Origin of the sequence: Wenyingzhuangia sp. 2_MG-2023, from assembly GCF_030548295.1 — a bacterium.
Taxonomy (GTDB): domain Bacteria; phylum Bacteroidota; class Bacteroidia; order Flavobacteriales; family Flavobacteriaceae; genus Wenyingzhuangia.
Map to the genome: position 1 here is coordinate 39,692 of NZ_JAUOSB010000008.1, position 13,402 is coordinate 53,093.

Annotated in this window: 12 protein-coding genes; 7 read left to right on the plus strand and 5 right to left on the minus strand. The window is 32.4% G+C overall.

Translation table 11 applies throughout. The annotated features are described in order from the left end of the window. Positions 1–58 precede the first annotated feature (58 nt). Together Q4548_RS10175 and Q4548_RS10180 are read right to left on the minus strand one after the other, a co-directional pair. Entirely contained in the window at positions 59–1,093 is a 1,035-nt protein-coding gene (locus Q4548_RS10175) for an ABC transporter permease (protein WP_408068632.1), read from the minus strand. A gap of 6 nt (positions 1,094–1,099) precedes the next feature. Then, complete coding sequence (locus Q4548_RS10180) at positions 1,100–3,202, minus strand: carboxy terminal-processing peptidase (RefSeq protein WP_303454504.1); 2,103 nt, start codon at positions 3,200–3,202, stop codon at positions 1,100–1,102. Between the two features lie 135 nt (positions 3,203–3,337). Between Q4548_RS10180 and surE the strand changes: the two genes are divergently transcribed. From surE to Q4548_RS10200, 4 genes are read left to right on the plus strand one after another with little or no spacing between them, the layout of a single operon-like run. Then, entirely contained in the window at positions 3,338–4,117 is a 780-nt protein-coding gene (surE, locus tag Q4548_RS10185; RefSeq protein WP_303454506.1) for a 5'/3'-nucleotidase SurE, read from the plus strand. Further along, a complete protein-coding gene (locus Q4548_RS10190; protein ID WP_303454508.1) occupies positions 4,110–4,400 on the plus strand; it encodes a hypothetical protein in 291 nt (96 codons plus the stop codon). Before surE ends, Q4548_RS10190 begins: the two co-directional genes overlap by 8 nt. Further along, positions 4,401–5,507: a lipid-A-disaccharide synthase gene (gene lpxB, locus Q4548_RS10195; RefSeq protein WP_303454509.1), complete on the plus strand. Its 1,107-nt coding sequence runs from the start codon at positions 4,401–4,403 to the stop codon at positions 5,505–5,507. A gap of 27 nt (positions 5,508–5,534) precedes the next feature. Further along, entirely contained in the window at positions 5,535–7,541 is a 2,007-nt protein-coding gene (locus Q4548_RS10200; protein ID WP_303454511.1) for a ComEC/Rec2 family competence protein, read from the plus strand. Here Q4548_RS10200 and Q4548_RS10205 read toward each other — a convergent pair. Together Q4548_RS10205 and Q4548_RS10210 are read right to left on the minus strand one after the other, a co-directional pair. Further along, positions 7,531–8,001, minus strand: coding sequence for a DUF255 domain-containing protein (locus Q4548_RS10205; RefSeq protein WP_303454513.1), 471 nt, complete (start codon positions 7,999–8,001; stop codon positions 7,531–7,533). The two genes, Q4548_RS10200 and Q4548_RS10205, sit on opposite strands and share 11 nt — an antisense overlap. A gap of 55 nt (positions 8,002–8,056) precedes the next feature. Continuing rightward, positions 8,057–9,841, minus strand: a complete 1,785-nt coding sequence (locus tag Q4548_RS10210) for a peptide MFS transporter (RefSeq protein WP_303454515.1) — start codon at positions 9,839–9,841, stop codon at positions 8,057–8,059. Positions 9,842–10,194: 353 nt separating this feature from the next. Here Q4548_RS10210 and Q4548_RS10215 point away from each other — a divergent pair, with 353 nt between their 5' ends. Beyond that, positions 10,195–11,466 carry a hydroxymethylglutaryl-CoA reductase, degradative gene (locus tag Q4548_RS10215; protein WP_303454517.1) on the plus strand — a complete coding sequence of 424 codons (1,272 nt, stop codon included), beginning with the start codon at positions 10,195–10,197 and terminating at the stop codon, positions 11,464–11,466. Next, positions 11,466–12,392, plus strand: coding sequence for a GYDIA family GHMP kinase (locus Q4548_RS10220; protein WP_303454520.1), 927 nt, complete (start codon positions 11,466–11,468; stop codon positions 12,390–12,392). Before Q4548_RS10215 ends, Q4548_RS10220 begins: the two co-directional genes overlap by 1 nt. Here Q4548_RS10220 and Q4548_RS10225 read toward each other — a convergent pair. After that, positions 12,389–12,901 carry an IS1096 element passenger TnpR family protein gene (locus tag Q4548_RS10225; RefSeq protein ID WP_303454522.1) on the minus strand — a complete coding sequence of 171 codons (513 nt, stop codon included), beginning with the start codon at positions 12,899–12,901 and terminating at the stop codon, positions 12,389–12,391. The two genes, Q4548_RS10220 and Q4548_RS10225, sit on opposite strands and share 4 nt — an antisense overlap. 79 nt (positions 12,902–12,980) lie before the next feature. Here Q4548_RS10225 and Q4548_RS10230 point away from each other — a divergent pair, with 79 nt between their 5' ends. Then, positions 12,981–13,394: a PaaI family thioesterase gene (locus Q4548_RS10230; RefSeq protein ID WP_303454524.1), complete on the plus strand. Its 414-nt coding sequence runs from the start codon at positions 12,981–12,983 to the stop codon at positions 13,392–13,394. Positions 13,395–13,402 lie beyond the last annotated feature (8 nt).

Sequence of the window (13,402 nt, forward strand, 5' to 3'; positions counted from 1 at the left end):
GATGATAAAGGCAACGTATGATTCAATAAGAGCAAATATGGTTCAAATAATAAAAAGCTTAATTTTTAACATCCCATCGATCTCTCAAAAGATTTCCGATAATCATAAAAGAAAGTACAAGCATAACAATCAAAGCTCCTGGAATTACAGCCAAATAGGCTTTACCTGTAACAATGTAATTGTAATGATTTTTAATAATAATTCCCCAAGATGGAGTAGGTGGTTGTGCTCCAAGACCTAAAAAACTCAAACCACTTTCTACCAAAATAGAAGCAGCAAAATTTGAGGCAGAGATAACAATAACGGGACCGATAATGTTAGGCAAAATATGTTTGATGATGATTTGTAAATCAGACAATCCAAGTACTTTGGCAGCTTCTATGTATTGCAAGTTTTTAATGCTTTTGGTTTGTCCTCTTACCACTCTAGCAACTTCTACCCACATCGTTAATCCTACCGCTAAATATATTTGCCACAATCCTTTTCCCAAACTTACAGTAATCGCAATGACTAATAAAATGGTAGGGATAGACCAAGTAACGTTGATAAACCACATGATGATGCTGTCTACAATTCCACCAAAATATCCAGCCATAGCCCCTAAAAGCAAACCGATAAGTAAAGAAATACTAACAGCAACAATTCCAATAGAAAAGGAAATACGAGCACCTACAATCAATCTACTTAGCAAATCTCTCCCATATTTATCTGTCCCTAACCAAAATGTTTTTTTGACAATATTTAAGTTTTCTTTTTTGGAAACAGATAGAAACTCTTCTTGTAGTTGAGGCTTGTATTGAATCTTTTTTTTACCGATGATAAAATCGTCTTGTATAGGAGTTTCTTTTACAAAGGTGTTTTTACCATTTAAAAAACGATCCCACAAAGTTTGATCGTTAGTTGGTTGTATTTCTTGCAAAACATAGGTAGTAAAACCAGGTGGTTTGGTTTGTATGGTTACATGCATCGTATTTGCATTGGCAGTAGCATCTGGTGCTATAAAATAAGCAAACAAAGCAATCAAACTCCCCAAACATATAAAGCCAACACAAAGGTTGGCTAATATATTTTTAGAAAATGTTTTGATAGAAATACTCAATTATTTTACAACTTTTAGTTTGCTTAACGTTTCTATAGCTTCGTTGATGTAAATATCTTCTTGTAAATTTTTGTGCCAAGCAACTCTTTTATCTCTTAAAATACTATCATTTTTTACCAATAATTTCTCGTAACTAGGAAAAGAGAATTCATATGGAGAATTGTATTTTAAAATGTCTTTGTATTGTTTTGCCTCAGAATTCAATTTGTCTTGATCTTCTTGGTAATTTTTTAAATTTAAAGAATAAGTTACATTGTCTTGATTGTTTTTCAACCATTTGGCATAAGCATCTATTTTGTTAAACTGTGGATTGCTGTTGATTTGTTTTTGCATATCTATAACTACTTGAGAAAAATTAGAATAATATTCTTTTGGATTGTAGTTTGCTTTTGCAATTTGATCCCAGTTTAGAGGAGCATCTAATTCACTTTCGGCAATATTCAAATAATGATAACGATCTGGCATTACAATATCCGAACTAACTCCTTTTAATTGAGTAGAACCACCATTAATTCTATAAAACTTCTGGATGGTTAGTTTTAAAGCACCTAAATCTTCACTGTAATTTATGTATTGATTGATAGGGAGAATGTTTTGTACGGTTCCTTTTCCATAAGTTTGTTTACTACCTATAATAATTGCTCTGTGGTAATCTTGCATAGCTGCAGCTAAAATCTCAGAAGCAGAAGCAGACAATTCGTTTACCATAATAACCAAAGGACCATCCCAAACTATTTTGCTGTCTGTATCTTCTCTAATATCAGGATCATTATCTTTGTATTTTACTTGTACCACAGGTCCTTTGTCTATAAACAATCCAGCAATATCTATGGCAGTACTTAATGATCCACCTCCATTGTTACGCAAATCAATAGCCAGTCCTTTAATTCCTTCTTTTTTCAGTGCTTCAATTTCTTTTCGCATGTCAATTCCAGAATTTCTCTGCTTTTGTTTGCTAAAATCGATATAAAATTTAGGCAAGTGAATAATTCCGTATTTTTTTCCATCTTTTATAGTGATAGAAGATTTAACAAACGTGTCTTCAAACTCAACAATATCTCTTACAATAGAAATTTTCTTGTAGGTATTGTCTACTTTTTTTACGGTTAATACTACAGTTGTTCCCTTTTTTCCTTTGATCAATTCAATGGCATCAGACAAACGCATTCCTACAATATCCGTAGGTTCATCTTTTTCTCCTTGTGCTACTTTTACAATAAAATCTCCTACCTCTAAATCACCTTGCTTGTATGCAGGTCCTCCAGGAATCAATTCTACAATTTTTGTGTATCCTCTTTCGTCAGATAGTCTAGCACCAATTCCTTCTATAGAACCCGCCATGCTAGAGTCAAATCTCTTTTTCATGTCTGGAGCAAAATAACTGGTATGTGGGTCAAATTGTGCTGTAATACAATTTAAGAAAATAGCAAATCGGTCATCATCTGGAGTTTGGTTTTCATAATAAAACAAATCTTTGATACTTTCTAAAGTTTTGTTTCTCGCTTTTTTCTCCAATTCGTCAAAACTGATAGACTTGTAGTTTTTGTCGTCTTTTACTTTGTCTTCCTCTTCTTTTAAGTAATCGTTCAACTTGTTAATGGTAGAAAACTTTAAATGTTTTCTCCATACATCTTTTCTCGCATTTTCATTGATTGGAAATTCTGATGATTTTTCATCTAAAGAGATAGATTCTTTTACAGAATAATTGAATTTTTTATTCAAAATTTCTTGATAGTAAGATTCAGACTCTTTCAATCGCTGTGCAAAAATAGTCGTAGCTTCTTTGTAAAAGTCAAACTTTGCACGTATAATTTGATTGTCAATATCGTGGTAATATTTTTTAAGATGTGCAATATCTGGAGCTAAAAAATATCTTTTGTAAGGATCTAAGTTTTCAATAAAATTATCAAAAATAGCTTCCGAAAAAGTATCGTTGATCAATTTGGGTTCGTAATGACCTTTTTCTAAAATCACTCTTAGAGCTTCAATTAGAATTTGATCTTTTGGAGGGATTTGTTCTCCTTTGTTTGTTTTAAAGCTGTAAAATATTGATACTCCTGCAATTAATGCTAAGATGTAAAATTGATTGAGTTTTTTTTTCATAAAAACGAGTGATTCTGTATATAAAGACTACTAAAGTAAGTTTTTAAAGGCAATTAAATTAATTATCAAACTGAATTTTTCTAGATGTTATTTCCTGAACATATTATGTTAAATTTGTATTACAATTGACCAATTATGACAAAAAACAGGCCAAAAATTTTAGTTACGAATGATGATGGGATTACTGCTCTTGGAATTAGAGTTTTAATTGCCGAAATGTGCAAATTAGGAGATGTGTATGTTGTAGCACCAGACAAACCTCAAAGTGGTAAAGGGCACGCAATTACAATTGATGCTATTTTAGAGTTAAAACCACAGAAGATAGACGGAGATGCAATTGCAGAAATTGCTTGTACAGGAACTCCTGCAGATTGTGTAAAGCTGGCTATTAATGAAGTATTAGACACCAAACCAGATATGTGTGTTTCGGGAATCAATCATGGAAGCAATTCCTCTATCAGTGTTATTTATTCAGGAACTATGAGTGCTGCCATAGAAGCAGGTATTGAGGGGATTCCTTCTATAGGGTTTTCTTTGTGTGATTTTTCTAAAGATGTAGATTTTAGCGAAGCTCAAGATTATGTTTACAAAATAGCGAAAGAAGTTTTAGAAAAAGGATTGCCAGATGGAGTGGTGCTGAATGTAAATTTTCCTAAAAAATCTGAAAATCCATACAAAGGAGTAAAGGTTTGTAGACAAGCAAGAGCCAATTGGAAAGAAAAGTTTGACAAAAGAATGAGTCCAATGGGACGTGAATATTTTTGGCTGACCGGGGAGTTTGAAAATTTGGATGCAGGAGAAGATACAGATGAATATTGGCTTGAACAAAATTACATATCTTTGGTGCCCATTCAATTTGATTTAACAGCTCATCACATGATACAAAAACTGAATACTTGGAAATTAAATGAATAATATTTACAAACAAATACTAATAGGAACCGTTCTCGGTTTGGTTGTAAGTGCTATAGGAGCTGTTTTATACGTTACAATTATGTTTCCTAAACAATCTATAGAAAATGTTTTTGTGAAATTATTTGAAAGTGGCTTGATTACCAAAGTGATTACACTAGGAACGTTGCCCAACGTATTGGTTTTTCATTTGTTGATCAAAAGAAATCAAATTTACAAAGCAAGAGGTGTTTTAATGGCGGTTGTGCTATTGGCCTTGTTTTTTGCTTTTTTAAAAATAGCTTAAATGAAATATTATTTGATAGCAGGAGAGGCTTCTGGAGACTTGCATGCATCCAATTTGATGAAATCATTGTTGGAAAAAGACCCTCAAGCTGAGTTTCGTTTTTTTGGAGGTGATTTGATGCAAAGTGTAGGAGGAACTTTGGTAAAACATTACCGAGAGTTGGCCTTTATGGGGGTTTTAGAGGTGTTGAAAAATATCAGAACCATTTTTAAGAACATCGATTTTTGTAAAAAAGACTTGATTGCTTTTCAGCCAGATATGTTGATTTTGATTGATTATCCTGGGTTTAATCTAAGAATAGCTGAGTTTGCTAAAAAGAACGGAATCAAAGTTCATTATTATATTTCACCTAAAATATGGGCTTGGAAAGAAAGTAGAATTCATAAAATAAAAAGGGATGTAGATCAAATGCATGTTATCTTTCCTTTTGAGATTGATTATTATGAAAACAAACATCATTTTCCTGTAAACTACGTTGGGAATCCATTGTTAGATGCCATTCACCAAAGAGCAAAAGTTGTTGAGTCAGATTTTAGGAAAGAACACCATTTGGGCATCAAACCGATTATAGCTTTATTACCAGGAAGTAGAACGCAAGAAATCACAAAAATTTTGAGTGTAATGTTGTCTGTGGTAGATGTTTTTAAAGAATATCAGTTTGTTATTGCGGGTGCTCCAAGTAAAAGTGATGAATTCTATGAACAATTTATAGGAAGTTCTAATGTAAAGTTTATCAACAATAAAACGTACGATTTGTTGTCAATTTCTACAGCTGCATTGGTTACTTCTGGAACGGCAACTTTAGAAACTGCATTGTTTAAAGTGCCACAAGTTGTCTGTTACAAAACCAGTGGTTTAACGTATTATATTGCCAGTAAGTTGGTAAAGTTGAACTATATTTCTTTGGTCAATTTGGTTATGGATCGAGAAGTGGTTAAAGAATTGATTCAGCAGGAATGCAATCAACAACAATTGACAAAAGAATTACAACTTATTTTATCAGAAAAAGGAAGAGTTAAAATGCTATCTGACTATAAAGAATTGCATGAAAAATTGGGTGGAGTAGGAGCTTCAGAAAAGTTGGCAAACAGTATTTTAGGACACTAAATTATTTTTTCATAGCTTTAGAATGCTATGAAATTGATTTACACATACATACCTTTTCAGGTACTGCTAGGTGTGTTGTTTGGGATTTTATTCCCTATTAATAACACGCTTGTTTTGGGACTTTCCTTTGGTTTGTTAATGCTACTTTTTGTTGTGTTGATAGTGCTAAACAAAAAGAAAAGTAGGTTTGGCAACACAAGTTTGTTTTTTGTATTCATTGTTTTATTTGGCTGTTGTGCTTCTTGGTGTTCTCAGTTTTTAAACAATGATTTGAATGTTAAAAATCATTACCGTCACCAAAACTTTGGCAAAGAAAATATAGAGCTAACGCTTAGCCAAAAAATAAAATCAAGTAAGAAGTACTTTCGATTTTATGCAAATGTCAATGCGATTCATCATCAAAAAAGTTATGGAAAAATTCTCGTTGAAATCCCCAAAAACGCAAAAGACTCTCTTCAAATAGGAGATCAATTGTTGTGTAAAAGTAACATCAATAATATTAATTTACCTACATCTCCTTATGATTTTAATTATCGATCTTACTTAGAGAATAAAGATGTTTATGGAAAAATAAGACTTGAAAATTACCTTTTAAAAGGGACTTCAATTTCAGTTTTAATGAGAATTCAGCGATTCAGAAATCGGATTGTTGAGCAGCTTCAAAAAGCAAAAATTTCTGAGAATACCAAGGGGCTAATGATGGCGATGTTGTTAGGAGATAGAGAGTCTATTTCTGATGAAATGCAAACCTCTTTTACCGATGCTGGTGTGGTGCATTTGATCGCTATTTCTGGAATGCATGTTGGGGTTTTGTATTTATTGTTGCTATTTACTTTTGGTTTTTTAAAAAGAATAAAATATGGGAATTATGTGTATGTTTTTCTTGTTTTAACTTGTTTGTGGTGTTTTGCAATTTTCTCAGGACTGTCTAGTTCCGTGGTTCGTTGTGTTACCATGTTTAGCTTTATTTCGGTATCTAAATTAGTGTATAGAAAGAACTTGTTATTAGAGCCAATCATTAGTTCCATGCTAGTTTTATTGCTTGTAAAACCGAATTTTTTATTGGATGTTGGTTTTCAATTGAGCTATGCGGCAGTGATTAGTATTGTGGTTTTTTATCCTTTGTTGGCTAAAAGAATAAACTTGAAAAACAAGATAGCTAAATATTTTATGGATGTTTTGTTGGTCTCCATCATTGCTCAATTAGGAGTTTTACCCTTGAGTTTGTATTATTTTCATCAATTTCCTTTTCAGTTTTTAATCGCCAACTTCTTTGCTGTTTCTCTGTTGCCACTTGTGCTCTATGGAGGATTGATTGTGTTGTTAAAATTACTATTTGTGAACTCCTTATTTTGGGTAGAGAAAGCATTTGATACATTTATAATCTTTTATCTAAACATTATTCAGCAATTATCTGCAATTGACACATTGATTGTTAGAGAAGTGTTTTTTAGTGTTTCTTACATAATGTGTTATTATCTGGTAGCTCTAGGTTTGTGGTTATGGATGTCTACAAGTAAGAGTAGAAATTTTGCATTGTTTTTAGGGACTATTGTTATTTTTCAGTTGACATGTTTGTATCAAAATTATCAAGCAGTACAAAAAGAAGAACTGTTGATTTATAATAATTACACCTCCTTGATTACACTCAGAAAAGGAACAAAACTGTATGTAATAGGAAAAGATTCCTTGACTGCAAGAGATTGTTTTAACCTGACGTCAAACAAAGTAAGAAACCAAACAAAGGATACAAAAATTATAGAAAACAAGATTTTTAAATACCGTGAAAATCGTTATTTAGTGGTTTCTCAAAAAAACTTAAAGAGCGTTGTAAAGGAGTCAAATATGATTTTAATTATTACGGAAAATCCTAAAGTTAATTTTGAACGATTGTTAAAGGAAATACAACCTAAAAAAGTAGTGATTGATGCATCTAACTACGCAAACAATGTATTGAAATGGAAAAGCACCTGTAAAAAATTACAAGTGCCTTCGTATGTGATAGCTGAAAAAGGAGCTTTTATTATTCCTTAAAATTTGCTTTTAGACTCTTTTCCATTTGAGTTGGTTGTAAAAAACCAGGAACAACTTCTATATAGTTTGTGTTTTTATCTAAGAAAACCGTAGAAGGATATCCTAAATTTCCTCTCAAAAGAACATATGCCAGTTCGTGAACACCGTTACGACCATCGTCTATAAAGTTAAAAGTTTCACCTTTGTATTCAATAACTTCTTTTTGTTCAGCATTAAATTTTACAGCATAATAATTGTCATTAATGTAATCTACAATTTTCTCATTACTATATGTTGTTGCATCCATTCTATGGCACCAACCACACCAATCTGTATACACATCAATAATTATGGGTTTTGGATTGATTTTGGCCAATTCTATAGCTTTTTCAAAACTAATCCAATTTACCTTTTTGGGTTCAGGATTGTTTGCAAAAAGGAATGCCGGTATGATAAGTAGTGTAAATAATAATTGTTTCATTGCTCTCTTTGTTTTGGTATTAAGTCGATGTTTTTACAATCTACTTACAGTGTTGCTAATTTATACCGTGCATTTTTCGTACCAAAGTTTTGTTTAAAAAAGCAATAATCACTCCAGCAATAATAGGAACAAAAGTAAAGATTAAGAAGAACGTAGAAAGATCGTATTTTTCTGTAATCGCTTCAATTTGTCCACCTAAAGAACCCGCAACTTTGTTACCTATAGCAATGGCTAAATACCACATTCCGTACATAAAACCAATCATTCTTGCTGGTACAAGCTTACTTACTTGTGACAAACCAACAGGAGACAAACAGAGTTCACCCATAGTGTGGAATAAATAAGCAAAAATCAACCAAATCATACTAACTCGGAAAGTTCCTGCAACAGTATCAGAAGGAATTGTATTGGCTCCAAATGCTAAAAATGCAAAGCCTATTCCTAATAAAATTAGACCTAAACTATATTTTTGAGCAGAACTTGGATTGTATTTACTTTCCCACCATTTAGAGAAGAAAGAGGCAAATGCAATAATGAAAAAGGAGTTTAAGGTACTAAACCAAGAAACAGTTACGATGGTTGTTTCAGATTTAAATTGACCATAAATCATTCCTCCAACAATTACCCAGATTGCTAAGAAACTAACAATTAAAATAATATTTGAAACTTTAATAAGTTTGTGAGTTTGTTTGTATAACAAGAACAATACCCATGAAATAATAGCCAAAGGAATTACGGTTAATAACGTATTGATAATATTATAGGCAATGGCATAATTTCCAATCAATTCACGCTGAGTATAATCTCTTGCAAAAATAATCAATGAGGTAGCACCTTGTTCAAAAGACATCCAAAAGAAAATGGTAAAAACAGCAAAAATGATCAATGCAACCATTCTGTCTTTTACAATATTTTCATATCTAAGAATTCTACTAATAATTAAGAAAAGGAAAAGTCCTAATCCTATTAAAACACATTGTGTTGCACCAGATAAATTTGTGGAATCTCCAATAAGAGTTGTTGGTAATAAATGAAAATTTGCAATTTTAGAACTAGGATCGTCTAACAAATACAAAAGTCCTATAACCGAACAAATAACAATTAAAATTTTATCTAAAGTAGTAAATGGATTTGTTTTTTCATTAGGTTTTTGTTTCTCTTCGGTACTAATGATTGGCTTTATTTCTTTTTTAGGAACTTCGCCTATTTTACCAAATAGAGGAGAAGAAAGCCAAAATTGTATGGTACCAAAAAGCATGAATATACCTGCCAAACCAAAACCATAAGCCCAACCTTGAGTTTCTGCTAAATATCCACAAAGCATCATTCCAAAAAAGGCTCCAGCGTTTACTCCCATATAATAAATAGTGTATGCACCATCCTTTTTCTGAGGAGCTTTTTTATACATTTCGGAAATAATAGAAGTCATATTGGGTTTGAAAAAACCTGTACCTAATACCAAAAGTGTCAATCCGATATATAAAGAAGCCTCTGTTTCTAAAGCCATAGAAGCATGACCCAAGGTCATGATACCTGCTCCAATAACTACAGCCCATTTGTATCCGGTAAGTTTGTCTGCAACAATACCACCAATCAAAGGGGTTAGGTAAAGCAAACCAGCATAAGTACCAAATAGCGCACCTGCTTGTTCTGCACTCCATCCCCAACCTGGATTATCTACTCCTGTAATCGCCATTGTTAAAAAATTAACCAATAGCACTCTCATACCATAAAATGAAAAACGCTCCCACATTTCAGTAAAGAACAATACAAATAAACCAGAAGGGTGTCCTAATACTTCTTTTTGGTTGGTTTTACTACCACCATATACAAATTCCATACATTTAAATTTAAAAGTTCAAAAGTACATTTTTTTGTTTAGTGCTTGACTTGTTTAAAAGCATAAAAAAAACTGCTCTATTAAAGAACCGTTTTTAATTAAGTTTTGAATAGGGAATTTAAGTTGTAACCATATATAAGGTTGACTTCAAATTTAGCATTGATGTTTTAGCTTCCTCAAGTTTTTCTAATATGTCATTATGAGTTTTTAAACCTACTCCATCAAGAATTATATTTTTGCTGCTTTTTGGAGTTAACAAAATGTTTTGAGCTTAAAAAGGGTGAAGAGACAGATAGTCGTAAAATATGAATGTATAAATGTATATTTGTTTCTTGAATCAATTGATAAAATAAATGGCAGAATTAGTCTCAGGTTTTTCCAAATTAACCAAGGAAGAAAAAATTGAATGGATAGCATTTAATTTTTTAAAAGAAAATACAAATGCAAGAGAAATTTTAAGTTTGTATTGGAACTCTGACGAACAACTGCAACAGTTGCACGATGATTTTATAGAGAACACAATTTCTAACTATTACATGCCTTTTGGTGTGGCTCCTAATTTTGTAATCAACGGACGTTTGTATACCATTCCTATGGCTATTGAAGAAAGTTCTGTAGTAGCAGCAGCTTCTTTGGTTGCTAAATTTTGGTCTGACAAAGGAGGTTTTAAAACGGAAGTTATCAATACAGTAAAAGTAGGGCAAGTTCATTTTATGTACGAAGGAAATACGTCGGACCTGCAATCTTACTTTAAGTTTAAAAAAGAGGATCTAATTGCTGCAACACAAGATATAACTAAAAACATGCGAAAGCGTGGAGGGGGAATATTAAACATTGAATTGAGGGATAAAACAGATGATTTGGAGAATTATTACCAACTTCATGTCACTTTTGAAACCAAAGATTCTATGGGAGCTAATTTTATCAATTCTTGTTTGGAGGTGATGGCCGAAGAATTTAAGAAAGATGATATTCAGATTGTGATGAGTATTTTGTCTAATTATGTTCCTAATTGTTTGGTAAAAGCTTCTGTAAGTTGTGAAGTAGAAAAATTGCATCCTACTGATGGTGCTTTGTTTGCCAAAAAAATGAAACAAGCAGTGGAAATTGCAAATGTAGAACCTCACAGAGCGGTAACGCATAACAAAGGAGTGATGAACGGAATAGATGCAGTAGTAATTGCTACCGGTAATGATTTTAGAGCCGTAGAAGCTGGAGTGCATGCCTATGCTGCAAAATCTGGAACGTATAAAAGTTTGACTTCTTGTAAAATAGAAGATGGTGTTTTTACTTTTTCTATAGAAATTCCTTTGGCTTTAGGAACGGTTGGAGGGTTGACAAGTACACATCCTTTGTCTAAGTTATCATTAGAAATGTTGCACAATCCATCCGCTAAAGAATTGATGCAAATTGTAGCTGTGGCTGGTTTGGCTCAAAATTATGCGGCTTTGAGAGCTTTGACAACAACGGGAATTCAAGAAGGACATATGAAAATGCATTTGGTGAATATTTTAAATCAGTTAGAGGCAAGTGCAGAAGAGAAAGAAAAAGTAACAGTAGCCTTGAAAGGACAGATTGTGAGTTATAGTGGAGTTGCAGAAGTTTTAGAAAAAATAAGGGCATAATGGAGCAGTTTTATAGCAACGGAAAGTTGTTGGTTTCAGGAGAATATTTGGTGTTAGATGGTGCTGTTTCCTTGGCTCTGCCTACGAAATATGGACAATCTTTAGAGGTTCAATCGACGAATTCTAATCAATTAATTTGGAAAAGTTTTAATGTTTTAAATGAATGTTGGTTTCAAGCTACGTTTGATTTGGAAACATTTCTTATTTTAAATCACACTTCAATAGATTTAAACAGTGAAAAAATTGCAAAAACACTTCAAGAAATTTTAAGAACAGCCAAAATTTTGAATCCAGATTTCTTAAGAAATAGTAACGGATTACAAGTGGTTACACAATTGTCTTTTCCTAATAAATGGGGACTAGGAACTTCGTCTACTTTGATTAATAACGTTGCGCAATGGGCTAAAATCAATGCTTTTGAGTTGTTGGAAAAATCATTTGGAGGTAGCGGTTATGACATTGCCTGTGCTCAAAATAAATTTCCGATTACCTACAAACGAAATGGGATTGCTCCAATGGTTGAAAAAGTGAGGTTCAATCCCGTTTTTAAAGATCAGTTATTTTTTGTGTATTTGAATCATAAGCAAGATAGTAAGGAAGGTATTCAAATGTATCGTTCTTTGTCTGTAGATAAAAAAGAGCTTATTACCAAGGTAGATAAAATTACACAAAAGCTTTTGACAACTCAAAATATAGAAGATTTTGAGTTGTTGCTAAACGAACATGAAAAGTTGATAGGAGAATTACTACAACTTATACCTGTAAAGGAAAAATTGTTTTCCGATTACACAGGTGCAATCAAAAGTTTGGGAGCATGGGGAGGTGATTTTGTTTTGGTAACAGGACAAAAATTGTATGTAGAATCTTATTTTACAAATAAAGGGTTTGATACCATTGTATTGTATACAGATATGATTTTAACTTAATAATTGTCTAAATCTAAATCGTCTAAGCTGTCAAATTCATCAAAATGAGTGTCAAAATCATCATCATCTAAGTCAAAATCGTCTGATTTATCGGCTTTGAATTCTTTTTCAGGAGCTTTTTCAGGAGTGTCACCAATAGATAAAATAAGTTTTGGGATTTCGTTTTCAGTCGTTTTAGTAACCTCAATCAATTCACAGTAAAAAGTCCACATATTCATATAATCATACAAATAGATCAATTTTTCTTCGGGATCTTCTATATTTTTTTCTAAGGTAGTGGTTGACATGCACAAAGCATCTGGAGCATCGTCCATAGAGCATAACGGAATTTCCTCACCTTGATTCCATTCGTCATCAGATCTAAAAAAAGAGGCCATTTCTTGACCGTTGAAACCAAAAACTTTGGCTATTAATTTATGAAATTCTTCTAAAGTAGTAGAAGAATCAACTAGTAGGGTTCTGATAACGTCTTCCTTAGTGTCTAAAACAACTCTTATTTTATATATCATCTAAATAGGTACTTTATGTGGCAAAAATAGTTATAAAAGTCAATAAATACGTAATTTTACAGGAATTAAAATACAAATAATGGATTTTAAAAAAGCGTTAGAACAAGTCAATAAATTTTCTAAAAATACCTTAATGGAAACATTAGGAATTGAATATACTGAGATTGGTTCAGATTATTTAGTAGCTACAATGCCTGTAACGAGTAAAGTACACCAACCCATGGGATTGTTACACGGAGGTGCAACGGTGGCCTTAGCAGAAAGTGTAGGAAGTGCTGCCTCTTTTTTATTTATAGATCCTGAAAAATTTATAGTAAAAGGAATAGAAATTTCTGCAAATCACCTAAAAAGCAAAAGACAAGGTTTGGTTACTGCCAAAGCAACATGCGTGCACAGAGGAAAAACAACTCATTTATGGCAAGTTGCCATAACCGATGAAGAAGGAGTTCTAATCTCTTTGTGCAAAATCACAAATATTGTATTATCTAAGTAGTTGTTTTA

Excerpts from the sequence above, each read along its gene's own strand:
- Q4548_RS10180 (WP_303454504.1), bottom strand. The coding sequence starts at position 3,202 with ATGAAAAAAAAACTCAATCAATTTTACATCTTAGCATTAATTGCAGGA.
- surE (WP_303454506.1), top strand. The coding sequence starts at position 3,338 with ATGACAAAAAACAGGCCAAAAATTTTAGTTACGAATGATGATGGGATT.
- Q4548_RS10190 (WP_303454508.1), top strand. The coding sequence starts at position 4,110 with ATGAATAATATTTACAAACAAATACTAATAGGAACCGTTCTCGGTTTG.
- lpxB (WP_303454509.1), top strand. The coding sequence starts at position 4,401 with ATGAAATATTATTTGATAGCAGGAGAGGCTTCTGGAGACTTGCATGCA.
- Q4548_RS10200 (WP_303454511.1), top strand. The coding sequence starts at position 5,535 with ATGAAATTGATTTACACATACATACCTTTTCAGGTACTGCTAGGTGTG.
- Q4548_RS10205 (WP_303454513.1), bottom strand. The coding sequence starts at position 8,001 with ATGAAACAATTATTATTTACACTACTTATCATACCGGCATTCCTTTTT.
- Q4548_RS10210 (WP_303454515.1), bottom strand. The coding sequence starts at position 9,841 with ATGGAATTTGTATATGGTGGTAGTAAAACCAACCAAAAAGAAGTATTA.
- Q4548_RS10215 (WP_303454517.1), top strand. The coding sequence starts at position 10,195 with ATGGCAGAATTAGTCTCAGGTTTTTCCAAATTAACCAAGGAAGAAAAA.
- Q4548_RS10220 (WP_303454520.1), top strand. The coding sequence starts at position 11,466 with ATGGAGCAGTTTTATAGCAACGGAAAGTTGTTGGTTTCAGGAGAATAT.
- Q4548_RS10225 (WP_303454522.1), bottom strand. The coding sequence starts at position 12,901 with ATGATATATAAAATAAGAGTTGTTTTAGACACTAAGGAAGACGTTATC.
- Q4548_RS10230 (WP_303454524.1), top strand. The coding sequence starts at position 12,981 with ATGGATTTTAAAAAAGCGTTAGAACAAGTCAATAAATTTTCTAAAAAT.